The 15,748-nt window shown below is 57.3% G+C and carries 12 protein-coding genes; 11 read left to right on the top strand and 1 reads right to left on the bottom strand.

The annotated features are described in order from the left end of the window. Positions 1-65: 65 nt before the first annotated feature. Positions 66-2,231: an acyltransferase family protein gene (locus BBOU_RS00755; protein ID WP_051616765.1), complete on the bottom strand. Its 2,166-nt coding sequence runs from the start codon at positions 2,229-2,231 to the stop codon at positions 66-68. A gap of 117 nt (positions 2,232-2,348) precedes the next feature. Between BBOU_RS00755 and BBOU_RS00750 the strand changes: the two genes are divergently transcribed. The 11 genes from BBOU_RS00750 to BBOU_RS08730 all read left to right on the top strand — a co-directional run bounded on the left by BBOU_RS00750 (position 2,349) and on the right by BBOU_RS08730 (position 15,661). Then, the gene (locus BBOU_RS00750) at positions 2,349-3,023 is read left to right on the top strand and encodes a histidine phosphatase family protein (protein ID WP_026502982.1); all 675 of its coding nucleotides are present in this window, start codon (positions 2,349-2,351) and stop codon (positions 3,021-3,023) included. 111 nt (positions 3,024-3,134) lie between these two features. After that, positions 3,135-3,566: a DUF948 domain-containing protein gene (locus tag BBOU_RS00745; protein WP_033490378.1), complete on the top strand. Its 432-nt coding sequence runs from the start codon at positions 3,135-3,137 to the stop codon at positions 3,564-3,566. After that, positions 3,563-3,799, top strand: a complete 237-nt coding sequence (locus BBOU_RS00740; RefSeq protein ID WP_026502981.1) for a hypothetical protein — start codon at positions 3,563-3,565, stop codon at positions 3,797-3,799. Before BBOU_RS00745 ends, BBOU_RS00740 begins: the two co-directional genes overlap by 4 nt. Positions 3,800-3,897: 98 nt before the next feature. After that, entirely contained in the window at positions 3,898-6,573 is a 2,676-nt protein-coding gene (alaS, locus tag BBOU_RS00735; RefSeq protein WP_026502980.1) for an alanine--tRNA ligase, read from the top strand. A gap of 6 nt (positions 6,574-6,579) precedes the next feature. Then, complete coding sequence (ruvX, locus tag BBOU_RS00730; RefSeq protein ID WP_051616763.1) at positions 6,580-7,098, top strand: Holliday junction resolvase RuvX; 519 nt, start codon at positions 6,580-6,582, stop codon at positions 7,096-7,098. After that, on the top strand, positions 7,088-8,287 hold the full coding sequence (gene mltG, locus BBOU_RS00725) for an endolytic transglycosylase MltG (protein ID WP_026502979.1): 1,200 nt from the start codon (positions 7,088-7,090) through the stop codon (positions 8,285-8,287). The genes ruvX and mltG overlap by 11 nt, the downstream gene beginning before the upstream one ends. 136 nt (positions 8,288-8,423) lie before the next feature. Next, positions 8,424-9,611 (top strand): chorismate synthase, encoded by a 1,188-nt coding sequence (gene aroC, locus BBOU_RS00720; protein WP_026502978.1) that lies wholly within the window; start codon positions 8,424-8,426, stop codon positions 9,609-9,611. Positions 9,612-9,758: 147 nt separating this feature from the next. Next, on the top strand, positions 9,759-11,384 hold the full coding sequence (locus tag BBOU_RS00715) for a bifunctional shikimate kinase/3-dehydroquinate synthase (protein WP_026502977.1): 1,626 nt from the start codon (positions 9,759-9,761) through the stop codon (positions 11,382-11,384). Positions 11,385-11,436: 52 nt separating this feature from the next. Then, entirely contained in the window at positions 11,437-11,886 is a 450-nt protein-coding gene (locus BBOU_RS00710) for a type II 3-dehydroquinate dehydratase (protein ID WP_026502976.1), read from the top strand. Positions 11,887-12,576: 690 nt separating this feature from the next. Then, positions 12,577-14,106, top strand: a complete 1,530-nt coding sequence (locus BBOU_RS00705; RefSeq protein WP_026502975.1) for an alpha-amylase — start codon at positions 12,577-12,579, stop codon at positions 14,104-14,106. A gap of 160 nt (positions 14,107-14,266) precedes the next feature. After that, a complete protein-coding gene (locus BBOU_RS08730; protein WP_051616759.1) occupies positions 14,267-15,661 on the top strand; it encodes a DUF2142 domain-containing protein in 1,395 nt (464 codons plus the stop codon). Positions 15,662-15,748 lie beyond the last annotated feature (87 nt).

Raw genomic sequence — 15,748 nt, 5'->3', positions numbered from 1 at the left:
ACAGTCTACCGCAATAGCGCCGTATCATCCGCCACCATGATGATGCCGTGCCCGCGCACGAAGCGTCATTGGCCGCAGAATGCTTGACGCATCATGATGGCGTAGGCGTCCCGGCCTTGTGGCGTCAAATGTGTGCCGTCATCATACAGGTATTCGCTATGTCCTTCGCTGGTGCCGTACCAGTCGATCACTCCGACATTGGCATGATGCGCCGCGAAAGACCGAATGGTCGCATTATTGGGATCCTGCCATGAGACCGGTGTGCGCAGTGTGAGGAAATACACCGGTTTGCCGTCGAAAGCTTCGACAATGCCTTGTAACGTGGATTCGTCACGAATCGCTCCGTTGTCGCCGAGCGCCACGACCACGGCATTGCCGGCGGTTCCTGCTGCGGCGTGTTGGGCGTAAAAACCCGGAGCGGTTCCCAATTGGCGGCTGACTTGCGCGTCAATAATAGCCTTCGGCATGATCTGTTGCAACGGTTCCGCTGCGCCTAAAGCCACGGAATCACCGATGATCAGCGGGTCTGCTGAGCATGATCCGCTGGAGGCGTCATACGCCCACTGCGTCAATGGCATGCCTTTGGGGACTTTCTCCGCTTTTGGGGTCACCGATGGCGTAGGTTCTGGTGGTTTCGAGCTGCTGGTGGTATGCGGTGCCGGGGACGTACCGGCGTGAGCGTCGGATGCTTTCATTTTGGGGGATGCGGATTTGCCATGATGCGGATCATGGAGCCGTGAGACGCTACGCTCCGCGATTTCAGGGCGCAGCATCACGGCTCGCCGATACGAAATCTCCTGCCAATTGGCGGGGACAACACCAAGCACCACTGCGGTGATCAAGCCAGCCACGCTGAGCACACGGGCGGCCGGGCGCAAGGATGACATCGTGGAAATGACGGGGGCGCTCACACGACGGCGAAGGGAATCGAATGGTGGCATAGTCTCGGTCGTGTCGGATAGCGAAGACTGGTTGTCAGCGCCACGGTTCGCCATACCAAAAGGCTGAGCGAGCCCCTCATGCTTGTCGTCATGCGCTCGTGTCAGGGGGCGTTCAACGAACTTGTACAGCAATTCCGCGGCGGCACATAGGATGAGCGCTTCCACCAGCCAGCCCCACCACGGCAGATCGGCGGTACGGGTCGCCGGGTTCATCACTTCGAGCAGCGGGTAGTGAACCAGATATAATGCGAATGCTCGAGAACCGATAGTGACCAGCGGGGCGCAGCCGAGTACCCGGTCAGTCAGCGAATCCGCCGACGTGCAGGCTGCGACGATGCATGCTGACAGCAACGCGGCGCCGGTGAACCCGCCGCGGTACATCCACGCATCGTCGCCATGGACGGTGAAGCAGCCGACGGCCAATACCATCAGGGAAACCATCGCCGCGATATCCAGTGCGTCGACGTGTACTGATCCGAGACTGCCATACCAGTTGAGTACGCGTGATAGCCACACAGGCATCCGCCTTGCGGAGGAGCCGCCTTCCGCCGACGCTCCTATGGCAGCCCGCCAGGCCGCAGTGTCATCAAGCATGAGCGCGAGCTCGGCGCCGACGAGCATTTCCGCGGCACGGGTGTCAAGCCCATAATACGCGTGAGTCGTATCGTCGCCGTGGGATGCGGACCATGCCATGGCAATGCTTGACAGGATGATCATGAACCACACTGCACCATGAAGCCACGCACGTGAGCGGCACACACGGTGCAGCAGCCATAGTAGCGCCGTCCAGACAATCGCAAACTGCATAATGACGGCAATGAACCACAGCGGTGTAAAGGGAGATGGAAGACCAGCGGCAGCAAAATACGGTACTTTGCGCAAAATGTACACCCAGTTGACGGCGAACACAGCAGACGGCAATGCGTCGGACTGGGTTTTGGGCAGTAGCGACGGGGCGAGCAGGTATATCAACGGCACCGTCAGCGCAATGGAAGACAGGAGCATGGGCCACAACCGGATAAGACGCTTACGGATCATCGTCGCGTAGCGGAAGCGCCCTGACTGCCATGCGTGCTCAATACTACGTGTCATGAGGAATCCGGTGATCACGAAGAACGTCGTGACACCGAGGAACCCACCAGAGAACGGGGAAGGTGATGCATGATACGCGACGATTGCAATGATTGCGAGTGCGCGCAACCCATCGATACCACGGAATCTCGGCGATATCCGTTCGTCATGCGATGTGGTGGCATTGCTCATATTGAAGCCGGCTGAACGTGCCAACATGGTCCCTTTCCTCATGCCCGATGCGATAGACATTTCTACTGAGCACCGAAGACGTAGCGGAGCGCGACACGCCGGAGACCGGATGGTTGCTCAGATCAGCGGCGATAGCATGGGAATATGAGGATTCACATCTATCTCGTGCGACACGGGCAAACCTTCTTCAACCGGTACAACCGGTTGCAAGGATGGTCAAATTCACCATTGACCGATCAGGGCATTGCCGACGCGGATACTGCGGCACACAAACTAGCTGATATCGCATTTGCTGCCGCCTACTGTTCGGACACTACGAGGGCTGAACAAACGGCGCGCCGGATTCTCGACGTGAATGAGCGGTGCGGTCATGTGCGTCCCAAGCTGGTTGCGGATATGCATTTTCGTGAGCAGTTCTACGGGTATTTTGAAGGGCAGGACATGTCAATGGCATGGTGGGCGGCGGGCGCCCCTCATGGTGTCGGAACGTACAACGCCATCGTTGACCGGTATGGGTTTGCAGCAACACGTGATTTCCTCAAAGAGGCTGACCCGTTCCATGATGCTGAATCCGATGGGGAATATTGGGAACGTATCGCAGGAGGGTATCGTCTGATTGCGCAGAATCCTGATTTGCGTGACGGGGATAACGTGCTGCAGATTTCCCACGGCAACACGCTGCTCAGTCTTATGCAACGGTTCGCTCCGGAGGGGTATGACTTGTCCTGTCGTCCGGCCAACGGCAGTGTCACACAAATGGACTTTGACACTGAGGCTCCGTTCGACCATGCTCTTAGCGTAGTGTCGTACAACAAGTGACAGGAACAGATAAGGTCGATGTCATTCGGGTGATGTTTGCCGTCTCGCCCGGATACTAGGCTAAATGCGGTATTGTAAGCGCATGATGCGCGTGAGCAGAAAGAGGTTCGCATGGGTGTCGGAGACGTCGCCGGTCTGATCGCGGCAATCGCATTCGCGATTCTTGTCGGTTTCTTGATCTACCCCCTGATCCGTTTGGGCAAGCTGTTCGACCAGGTCGCCTTGACGGTCAAGGAGTCGGGCGACCACGCCATTCCGGCTCTTGATGAAGGTGTCACTACAGTCAAGCAAGTGAATAAATCCTTGGCCGACGTCAACAGGATTTCCGATTCCGCGTCGACGACCGCCACGAATATCAGCGCATTGACTGATTTGTACGGATCCTTCCTCGGCAAGCCTGTTATCAAGGCTGCGTCGACCTTGTACGCTGTGAAAACTACCGCCCAGTCCTTCTTCTCCAAGAAATCCGGGCTTCGGTCCACACCCGCCAAGCCATCCGCTCCAACAGCGGTGAAGGCGACTTCCCAGACCAAGGAGGCGTGATGAAACGAGTATTTTGGGTTGCGGTGGGCGTCACCATCGGCGTGGTCGCAGTGGCCAAAGCACAGGCCTATGTCAAAGCGAACACTCCTGACAAGGCGAGACAGTTCCTGCTCGGCCCTGACCAGAACAATGTGATGCAACGCACGCTTGCAGGACTGATTGAGGAGTTCAACACCGCACGCAAGGCACGGGAGGCTGAGCTCAACCGGCAATATTCCGGCATCGCCGAATAGCGCAAGTCCATTGCTGAACTGACCACATTCCGCTATATATTTCTGTCGGGCCCGCCGCACATGTCGAGCCCTCAACAACACAAGGAGTTATCTCGCTTATGCGCACTGCAGACATCGCAAAGCGTTATCTCGACTATTTCGAGAAGAACGGCCATATGGTCGTACCTTCGGCGTCACTGATTTCGCCGAACCCGACGACCTTGTTCACCATCGCAGGCATGGTGCCGTTCATCCCGTATTTGCTGGGCGAGCAGACACCGCCGTCGAGGCGTATGGCATCGAACCAGAAGTGCGTGCGTACGCTGGACATCGATGAAGTCGGTAAAACCACGCGTCATGGCACCTTCTTCCAGATGCTTGGTAATTTCTCGTTCGGTGATTATTTCAAGGAAGAGGCGATCCACTACGCGTGGGAGTTGCTGACTACGCCGCAGGATAAAGGCGGGTACGGCTTCGACCCTGAAAAGCTGTGGGTCACCACATACACTGACGATGAGGAAGCCCGCTCCATCTGGAAGAACGAGGGCTTCGACCCAGAACATATGCAGATTTTCGGTATGGAAGACAACTTCTGGACCACCGGTGGCCCTGGCCCTGGCGGTCCATGCTCCGAGATCTATGTCGACCGCGGTCCGGAGTATGGCCGGGATGGTGGCCCGGCAGCCGATGAAAACCGTTTCATCGAAATCTGGGATCTGGTGTTCGAGAACTATGAGGTGGATAACGTCAAGTCCAAAACCGACCTGCATATCGTCGGTGAACTCGAGCACAAGAACATCGATACCGGTGCCGGTCTTGAACGTTTGGCTTACCTGATGCAAGGCAAGCAGAACATCTATGAGACCGATGAGGTGTTCCCAGTCATTGAGGCCGCACAGAAGCTGTCCGGCCGCACCTATGGCGAGGATCCTGAAGCCGACGTGCGTTTCCGCGTCGTTGCCGACCATGTGCGTTCCGCACTCATGATCATGTCTGACGGCGTGCGCCCCAGCAACGTCGGCCGTGGTTACGTGTTGCGCCGTCTGCTGCGTCGTACTGTCCGTTCGATGCGTATGCTTGGCGTGCGTGATCATGTGCTGCCTACGCTGTTCCCGGTGTCTGAAGCCGCGATGGAGCCGAATTATCCTGAACTCAAGGACACGTTCCACGATGTGTGCGAATCCGCGTTCGGTGAGGAGGATGCGTTCCTGCGTACATTGGAAAGCGGCACCACGATTCTTGATGTCGCGGTCAACCAGGCCAAGAGCCACCATGGTGAAGTGTCCGGTGAGGATGCGTTCAAGCTTCATGATACGTATGGCTTCCCGATCGAGCTGACTCTGGAAATGGCTCAGGAGCAGGGGGTCAAGGTTGATGAGGCCAAGTTCCGTGAACTCATGGCTGAACAGAAGTCCCGCGCTCGTGCTGATGCGCTCAAGAAGCGTCACAACGTTGACTTGAGCGTGTATGACGATTTCAAGAAGACTCTGGCCAAGCCGATTGACTTCTTGGGCTACACCGATTTTTCAAGCCGATCCAAGGTGCTGGGCATCATGCAGGAAGGCAAGGGTTCTGTTCCGGCGGTGACCGGTCCGGCGAATGTCGAAGTCATTCTCGACCGCACGCCGTTCTACGCGGAGGCTGGCGGCCAGCTCGCCGATCAGGGTGAAATCATCTCTGACGATGGCGCCGTACTCGAAGTGGATGATGTGCAGAAGCCGATCAAGGATCTTATCGTCCACCAGTGCCGTCTGACTGAGGGAACCTTGGTTGTCGGCGCTGATGTGAACGCCAATATCGACCTCAATCGCCGTGGCGCAATCGCACGTTCGCACACCGCCACACACATGGTGCATAAGGCGTTGCGGGAAGAGCTTGGCCCGCAGGCGACCCAGCGCGGTTCTGAGGATGCGCCGAACCGTCTGCGTTTCGACTTCCAGTGGTCCAAGGCCCCGAGCAAGGACATCATGAACGCTGTCGAGGCTCGGGTCAATGATCGCTTGCGCGACAATCTGGCCGTTACGACAACCGAAATGAAGTTCGATGACGCCATCGCTCTCGGCGCGATGCATCTGTTCGGCGAGAAGTACGGCGATATCGTCCGCGTCGTCTCGATTGGTGAGGATGGCTGGAGCCGTGAGCTGTGCGGCGGCACCCATGTCGATCATGTCGGCAAGATCGGCCAGATCAGCATCATGTCCGAGGCTTCCATCGGTCAGGGTGTTCGCCGTGTCGACGCCGTGGTGGGCCAGGGTGCATACGAGTTCAATGCTCGCGAGCATGCTCTCGTCTCCCAGCTGTCTGACAAGCTCAATGCTCGTCCTGACGAATTGGCTGACCGTGTCAATACGCTGCTGGCCAAGCTCAAGGAATCCGATCGTCGTCTCGCATCGATGTATGAGTCCCAACTTGCAGCGGCCATTCCGCAAATCGTCGCCGAAGCGCAGCATTCCGACGCACCGGTTGTCGTAGCCGCCAAGAACGTGGGGCATTTCGGCTCCTTCGACGCCCTGCGTAAGACCGTGCTTGATATCCGCGGCCGTCTCGGTGAGGATAAGCCTGTTGTCGTGGCTCTTGCGGGCGTGAACGCCGATGATAAGCCGATGGTCGCCGTCGCCACCAATGATGCTGCACGCAAGTCGGGCATCAAGGCTGGCGACTTGGTTCGCGGCGCTTCCAAGGTGCTCGGCGGCGGTGGCGGCGGCAAGCCGGACTTCGCCCAGGGCGGCGGCGCCGACGCGAGCAAGATCGACGCGGCGTTGGTTTCGTTGCGTAACGAGGCGATGAGAGGCTGACCACATATGGTGTGGCTTGGCGTCGACCTTGGTGCAGCCCGGGTCGGACTGGCATTGTCCGACCCGGAGCTGACCTTTGCGCACCCGATTGGCAATATTCGCGTGTATGGCGACGCGTTGGAAGCCATCGATGACGTGATTGACATCATTGAACGCGAGCATGTCGACCACGTGGTGGTAGGTATGCCGCTGTTGCTGAGCGGTAGTGCGGGAGAAAGCGCGAAAAAAGCGCGACACTGGACTCATGAGTTGGTTGCCCGCATGGTTGAATATCGTGATACGGATCAATTGCATATTGACGATATCCCAGTGGTTGAATTGCATGATGAACGGCTGACCACAGTCACCGCGCACCGACAGCTGTCTGATGTGCGTATTGCGACGCGTGGGCATCGACCTATGGTGGATCAGCAGTCGGCGGTGCTGATTTTGCAGTCTGCGCTGGATGCTGCACGGACGGACGAAGGACAACACAATGGGGTGCTGTCCGATGAGACAAGGAAGAGGAACGAATATGGCGGATGATTTTCGTGATTTTTTCGAGGAGCGTACGCAATGGACTGATCCGGACGCTCCCAAAGCGCTTGAGTCGGATGCACATATCCTTTCGGATGAAGAAGCCCCACGTTCCAGGCGGGAAATCCGCAAGTCGAAGGAACGTAAGCGGACACGACAGTTGACTCGTATCGTCGCCATCGTTCTCGTGGTTGCCGTCGCCTGCTCGTTGGCTGGATTCGGATATCATCGGCTCACCATGTGGCGGGACGCTCGTGAGCGAGCATCTGAGACGTTGACCGCAGATTATCCGGGGCCAGGCAGCGGCGCTGTGGAATTCACGGTCGAAAGCGGCGAAGGCCCAGCGGAAATCGGTGACAAACTGGTGAAAGCCGATGTCATCAAATCGCAAGGTGCGTTCACCAGTGCAGTCGCAGCGAATAACAGCACGCTGTATCCGGGAACGTACGAGCTGAAGAAGCACATGGCGTCAGCTGATGTCGTCGCGATTCTGTCCGACCAGTCCAAAGCCACGGGCTTCCTCCAAGTCAAAGCGGGGGAGCGTGTCTCCCAGGTGATTGCTGACGCGGCGAAATTATCCGGTATCAATGCCGACGATTTCAATGCGGTGATCAACGGCGGCGGTGCGGGTATTCTTCCCGCTGAAGCCGGCGGCAAGTTCGAAGGCTGGTTTGAACCGGGAACCTATAACGTGAAGAATCACGGTTCAGCGAGCGACATCATCAAAACGATGGTTGATAAGCGGGTCGAAAAGCTTGACGCTCTCGGTGTGCCTACTGGCACCGACCGTCAGCGACTGCTGATTATCGCCTCGATTTCAGAATCCGAAGTCAATTCAGAAGAATACTACGGCAAAGTGGTACGTGTGATTCTCAACCGTATGGCCAAGAATATGCCGCTGGGCATGGATTCGACTGTCGCTTACGGTCTGGGCGTCTCGGCGGACAAGCTCACCGACGCCATGCTCAACGACGCTTCGAACCCGTATAACACGCGAGTGAACACGGGACTGCCGCCTACCCCGATCAGCAATCCGGGAGAATCCGCCATCAAAGCGGCGATGAACCCGCCGGAAGGTGACTGGCTGTATTTCGTCACGGTCAACCTGACCACAGGAGAGACGAAGTTCGCAGCAACGGAAGACGAGTTCTGGAAGCTGCGCGACGAATACAAAAACTCGAACAGTAATGCGAACTGATACCCGCCGTATCATTCGTCTGTAATAGAGTCCATATAGAAGACGTGGCCGTGTGGGCGGTCGCGATTGCCGCTAATATGCGAAAGCAGTAGAGCTGTGGCAAGACACGTAGAAATACAGAGACAAAGGAGACCACATGTTGCGTTGGCAGACCGCCGGAGAATCGCATGGTGAAGCGCTTGTCGCGATGATGGAGGGGCTGCCTGCCGGCGTGCAGGTCACCACGAAGGACATTTCCGAGGCCCTCGCCCGCCGCCGCTTGGGCTATGGCCGTGGCGCCCGCATGAAGTTTGAGCAGGATCAGGTCCGACTGCTTACCGGCGTGCGGCACGGCTCCACGTTGGGGTCGCCGATTTCCATTGAAATCGGCAATACAGAGTGGCCGAAGTGGACCGAAGTCATGAGCGCCGACCCGCTCGATCATGAGCTGCCGCAAACCGGTCGCAACGCGCCGCTGAGCCGTCCGCGCCCAGGGCATGCCGACTTGACGGGGATGCGTAAATACGGGTTCACTGACGCCCGTCCCATTCTCGAACGTTCCAGCGCACGTGAAACCGCGTCCCGTGTCGCGTTGGGCGCTGTCGCATCGAACTTCTTGGAACAATGCTTGGGCATTCGCACGGTCGCTCACGTCATCTCCATAGGGGGCGTGGGTATTGACGAGGATACGCCGCTGCCGCTGCCGGATGACGTCGCCGCACTCGACCAGTCTCCCGTTCGTACCTTGGACAAGGATGCGGAGCACCGCATGATGGAACGTATCGATGAGGCGAAGAACGCCGCGGATACGCTTGGCGGCGTGATTGAGGTGATCGCTTACGGCGTTCCTGCTGGTCTTGGCACGTATGTCGAGTCCGACCGGCGTCTCGACGCCGCGTTGGCGAGTGCACTGATGGGCATTCAGGCCATCAAGGGTGTGGAAATCGGCGACGGTTTCAAAGAAGCGGATCGTCCTGGTTCCCTTGCCCACGATGAGATCGTAGTCAATGATGACGGACGGATCAGCCGGTTGAGCAATCGTGCAGGCGGTATCGAGGGTGGCATGTCCAACGGTGAGCCGATTCGTGTCCGTGCCGCTATGAAGCCTATCCCATCGATTCCCAAGGCGCTGCGTACGGTGGATGTGCTCACCGGGGAGCCTGCCCAGGCGATCAACCAGCGTTCTGATAACACTGCAGTGCCGGCTGCGTCTGTTGTCGCCGAAGCGATGGTTCGTTTGACGCTGGCGAAGTTTGTGCTGGAGAAATTCGGCGGGGACAATATCGCTGAGACCCGCCGTAATGCCCAAGCGTATCTCGCGTCCTGGCCTGAACATTTGCGCTGATGTACTGTACCGGTTCGGCATTACAGCGGGAACGTGAGGTGAAGTGATATGACGCAGCATCATCGTCGGTACGGTGGCAGCCGTGACGCTTCGCGACGTCGCTATGCTACGCGACGTGCCGATGTCGCATCTCATCAGGAGGGCAGATTGTCGGCTCCCGTAGCTGTGCTTATCGGCATGCCGGGGGCTGGCAAAACCAGAGTCGGTGGGGAAGTGGCCCAGTTGCTTGGTGTCCGATTCACCGATTCGGACGAGGTGATTGAGCATCGCTCCGGCATGAAGATCACGGACTATTTTGAACGGTACGGTGAGCCGAAGTTCCGTGCGTTCGAATGCGACGTCATTGAGGATCTGCTGCATTCCACGGACGGTATTCTGTCACTCGGCGGCGGGGCTCCGATGACCGGCCAGGTCCGTGAAGCGTTGGCGGCTTATGAGGAGAACGGCGGGAAGGTCGTCTATTTGCAGGCTGATCCGCATGAGGCGATGGAGCGTGCCCGACGCGGTGGGAACCGGCCGATGCTGGCGGGAGATGCCGACGCGAAGTGGCGTGCCCTGTATGAGGTGCGGGACCCCGTGTTCCGTGCTATCGCGAATGTGCAGGTCCGCACGCACGGATCGTCGCCGCAGCATGCGGCAAAGAAAGTGGTGGATATGGTTATGGAACATGATGTGCATGTCACTGGTGCGTCAATCACCCCGTATGATGTCCGAATCGGTGTGGGAACGTCGAATCATCTTGCGGAAGTCCTCGGTGACAAGCCGGTCAAGGTTGCGTTGATCCATACGGCGCCGGTGCAACGGCACTCCGATCGTGCGCGTGCATTGCTGCGTCAGGGGGGGTATGAGGTCAGTGACATTCTGATTCCTGATGCGGAAGCCGGCAAAACCATTGAAGTTGCCAATGGTATCTGGCAGCGTTTGGGCGATGAAGGATTCACTCGTTCTGATGCTGTCGTCGGTCTCGGTGGCGGAGCGGCGACGGATCTTGCCGGATTTGTCGCCGCAACGTGGATGCGTGGCATCCGATACGTGAACTGCCCGACGTCATTGCTGGCGATGGTGGATGCTTCCACAGGCGGGAAAACCGGCATCAACACACCGCAAGGCAAGAATCTGGTCGGTTCGTTCTACACGCCTGCCGGCGTGCTCGCTGACATGCGTGCGCTGGAAACGCTACCTAACGATATTTTCGTCGAAGGTCTGGGCGAGGTAGCGAAGTCCGGTTTCATCCGCGACCCGCAGATTCTGACCATCCTTGAAGAGCATGCGCGCGAGCTGCGCGCTTTTGACGGCAGCACATTCCTAGGGTCGCCGTTGGAGGGCGTGGTCGCCGAACTGATTGAGCGTACGGTTACAGTCAAGGCATACCATGTTTCCAACGATTTGCGTGAAGCGGGGCTGCGCGAGTTCCTCAACTACGGTCACACGCTTGGTCATGCCATTGAACAGATCGAGCATTTCAAGTGGCGTCACGGCAATGCCGTGGCTGTCGGCTGTGTTTTCGCGGCTGAACTGTCCCATATTCTCGGGTATATCGACGAGGATTTGGTCGAGTATCATCGCGATTTGCTTGGCTCCTTGGGATTGCCCACATCGTGGGGCGGCGGCGACTGGCAACGTGTTCTGGCGCTGATGCACCGTGACAAGAAGGCACGCGGTAATACCTTGCGTTTCGTCATTCTTGACGGTATCGGTCATCCGATTCATTTGGATAATCCGCCGATTGAAGCAGTCCATGAGGCTTTTGAACGGATTCGCCCCACACAGTGACACGGTGGGTGTCCACGAGTCCAATATCATCGGAACGCAGAAAGGTAAACGTATGACGCGTCGTGTTCTTGTCGTCAATGGGCCGAATCTTGGCCGTCTCGGTGTCCGCCAGCCTGATGTCTACGGTCATCAGGATCTACAAACGCTTCGTGAGGATTGTGAGCGGTGGGGCCGTGACCTCGGTTTGGATGTCGAGGTTCGGCAGACTGACGACGAAGCCGAGATGATTCATTGGATGCATGAGGCCGCGGATGGTGCGATTCCGGTGGTCATGAACCCGGCGGCATTCACGCATTACAGCTATGGTTTGGCTGATGCCGCACACATGGTCGGCGATGCCGGGGTGCCTCTGATGGAAGTGCATATCTCCAATCCCGCATCACGCGATGAATTCCGTAAGCGCAGCGTGATTTCCCCTGTGGCTACAGGCACGATCACCGGGCTTGGATTCTTCGGTTACAGGCTCGCCCTTGAGGCGATCGCCCATATCATGGGCGAATGACTGTAGGCATGGGCGTTATTGTGGGGCGGGAATCATCGTAGGTTCCCGCCCCACGTTACTGAGGTGCTCCCGATCATGACAACGTTTTCCTTGGCCATGCAATGATGCATGTGTCCGGTTGGATACCATCTACTGCCGGTGCTGCTGTACGCGGGCGGTTTTCTTTGATTGTTGGCGTGTGTCAACGCCACGTTGTCATTGCAAAATATTCACGTTATCATAGAAGCGCCGAGTACAAACGTATGCAATCCCCATTCAGGGAACTCCACAGGCCGCCACAGTCGATGTGACGGGAGGCATACCACACTGCTGCGAAGCCCCAGGATGGCAAGTCCGCGGCGCAAGCCGCGAACCAGCCGGCGGATCTCGCCAAGACCGGCGCTTCCGTTGCCGGTGCCATCCTCGTGTGCCTCGCACTGGCCTTGGCTGGTGCAATGTCACTGGCAGGGGAGCACAGAGCCAAGCACGGCGCATACCGTGACTAGCCTGGTCTACGGCGCATAGTCCGACCTCGTGTCAGACGCGTCCCACCAACGGGTGACGAACGTAAGACAACGTTCGTCACCCGTTGTCGTTTTCATCGACTCGTTTGCGCTCCCGCAAGGTGTTATCGTCCACCGCCGACTGCGAACGTTTGCAGGACCGAGCCGCCCGTCATACAATGCTGTCAGCCCATCCAACGGAGGAATCATGAAACAACGCATCAGAACCATCCTGATCGCAGTGCTGTGCATCGCCGTCAGCGCAGGCCTTACCGTAGCGACATTCCGTACACCGACCGGCATCACCGCCAATTTCGATCCGGCCAGCTACCGCAGTGACGTCATCGTTACCGCGTTCCAGGAAAACTGGACGTCGATCGCCAAGGAATGCACCAAGACATTTGGTCCGGAAGGCGTCGCGTATGTCCAAGTCTCCCCGCCGCAGGAATCCATCAAGGGAACGCAATGGTGGACTTCATATCAGCCGGTCAGTTACAAGTTAGACTCCAAGGAAGGCACTGAACAGGAATTCAAATCCATGATCGCCACATGCAAGGCGGCGGGGGTGGGCATCATCGCCGATGCCGTCATCAACCACACCACCGGCGTCGGGCAGGGCAGCGGCACCGGCACAGTCGGCAGCGCATACGATGCGAAGGGAGATTTCCCCGCTATCGGATACACTGCCAAGGATTTCCATTCCTGCGACTCGGATGTCATCAATTACACGGACCAAGAGAATGTCCAGGATTGCCGTGTCACCGGATTGCAAGACCTCGACACGTCTTCAGCCCATGTACGAGACACACTCGCCTCGTATTTCGCCAAACTCATCAACTATGGGGTCGCAGGCTTCCGCGTCGATGCCGTCAAACACATCTCCAACACGGATGTCCTCGCCATCAAAAAGCTCGTAGCACAGAAAACCGGACGCTCCCTGAACGATATCTGGTGGATGCAAGAGGTCATCGGCAACGTGAACGAGGCAGCGGCGATCCAGCCGAAGAACTACACGCGTTCCGGGCAGGTGTCGGAATTCCAGTACGCGTACCAGCTCAAGACCTTCTTCTCCAATTCGCTTGTCGGGGGCACCAAGTCGATCAAGGACATCACCAGCAATCTCGTGCCAAGCGACGAGGCGGCGATATTCGTCACCAATTGGGATACGGAACGCAACGGCATGACGTTGACATACCGTGACGAGAACTCGTATCTGCTAGCCAATGCGTTCATGCTCGCGTACCCGTACAGTACGCCGAATATCTTCTCCGGCTATGAATACGAGAACAGTGATGACGGCGCTCCAGGCGCCACCTCGACCTCCGTTCCCGATACGACCTGCGGCACGGGGTCGGATTGGACCTGCACGCAACGGTGGACGGCGATCCGGGGCATGATCGGCTGGCATAACGTCGCCAGGTCCGCACGCATGGTGGATTGGCATGACGACGGCGATAACGTAATCGGTTTCGGCCGCGGCAACCGGGCATACATCGTCATCAACAACGGGGAAAACGATGCCGCCGTGTCGTACGCCACCTCGATGCCGGCAGGCGAATATTGCAACGTCTATGCCAGCGGCGATTGTTCGTCGACGGTGCGTATCGGCATCGACGGCAAGCTCAATGCGACTGTGCCGGCGGGATCGGCCATAGCGATCCATGTGGCTGCCACGCCGTCCACCTGGCACGGCGGTTCCGCCCGCGACGCATCCGACCCGGATTGGTATGGGAACTGAGCAAGAAAGGGAATACTCGGCACCTGTCGCTCGTTTAGGGTAAAATTGTTAATGTTGGGTTGTTATCGTGTATCTCAGATGCACAATCGAGCATCCAGGAAGATGCTCGATTCCGCCCGCACATGCGTGTAGAGAAATGCTTGGAGATGGTGAGGCAGCTATGGGTGGCAGTGAACATGGCATGGCACTGCGACGGCTGGTTTGTGACGCCAACAAACACATGCCGGCGATAGTGACGTTAGTGACCATAGTAATCGGCATGTTCTTCATCGTGGTGACGCCTCCAGGGCACATCCCGGATATCTGGGCACACGTGTATCGGATTGACGGCATCCTGAACGGCGATGTGCTGGTCAGACCAGTCGACTCGAAAAGCTTGCTGCATGGTTCCAACGGCAATGTCGGTGGTCACGTTGACTGGAGTTGGATCAACTTTTCCCTACAAGAATATGACGGGTACGATCCAGCAGTCGTCAGAGCAGATACCATCACCACACAGGATGCCGCAGGAGCTGATGTCCCGTACAACAACTCGGCTGTGAACTCTCCAGTCACCTACCTGCCACAACTTGTTGCATTTGCCGTAGGCAAGACATTTGGGATGTCTGCGCATGCTACGTATTATCTCGCGGAATTCGTCATGCTTGCCGTTTATGCATTGTGCATGGGTCTGGCTGTCGCTGCATTGCCGAGATGGCGAATACTCGTCAGCATCGCAATGGTATGCCCGGTGATAATGTACCGCAATGCATTCGCGATTTCAGCGGATTCTTTCACTCAAGCGTGTACGTTCCTTCTGACCTGTATGGTGTTCAGGACGCTGTACCGCCGTGTGTCTGTTCGCTATTGCATCGCCTTGGCACTTTTGTCGGTTTGTACGGCAATGTGCAAATTCACCTATGCACCATTGGTGTTGCTCATCCTGTTTGTACCCCATATGCAACGGCGGTTTGCCGGGGAGCACGTCGCCGGAGCGGCGCAAGGTAAAAGAACCTGCCGCGACCCTCGACTGTGGATATGTATTGCTGCAGTGGCCGTGTCATCGATATGGCTTGTCGTGTGGATACGCCTGACCTCATGGTTCGTCACGACTCCGATGATTGTGCCATCTGAGAATGTAGCCGCAAAGAAACGCGCACTGATGGGCAGTTTTACTGGTGTTGCGCAAGCGGCTTATGCCATCGGCAAAGCGATTATCCACGGCAAGTCCAACATGGACAATATTGCGAATAGCATCGTTATCATCTGCTGTTGGTTAGCAGTGCTTGTAATGACTGTCCTGATTACTGTCACAACGGTCACCAAGTCGTTGCCCGTCCGCATGCGAGTATTCCTGTGGTGTGCATGGGGCATCGACGTGGGCATCATCCTGCTGACATATCTTGCACTCTGGCTGCAATATACGCCTATTGGCATCGACGAGGTCTATGGCATGCAATATCGATATTTTCTTCCATTGACGGTGTTGTTGGTGCTCTGTAGCGCCGAATGTGTTGCCAGCTTGTACGCTGTGAAACAGCATAACGGGAACGCCGTGTCGGTTGACCCTTGTTGATTGGCGTGGAATGCATATCGGCGATGAACGCGCCATGTGACCGCCATCGACCCTGCAACGGCGGTCACATGGCCGGTGGATATCGAT

It is taken from the genome of Bifidobacterium boum, from assembly GCF_000741535.1.
GTDB lineage: Bacteria > Actinomycetota > Actinomycetes > Actinomycetales > Bifidobacteriaceae > Bifidobacterium > Bifidobacterium boum.
This window is presented reverse-complemented; position numbering and strand designations above follow the sequence as displayed.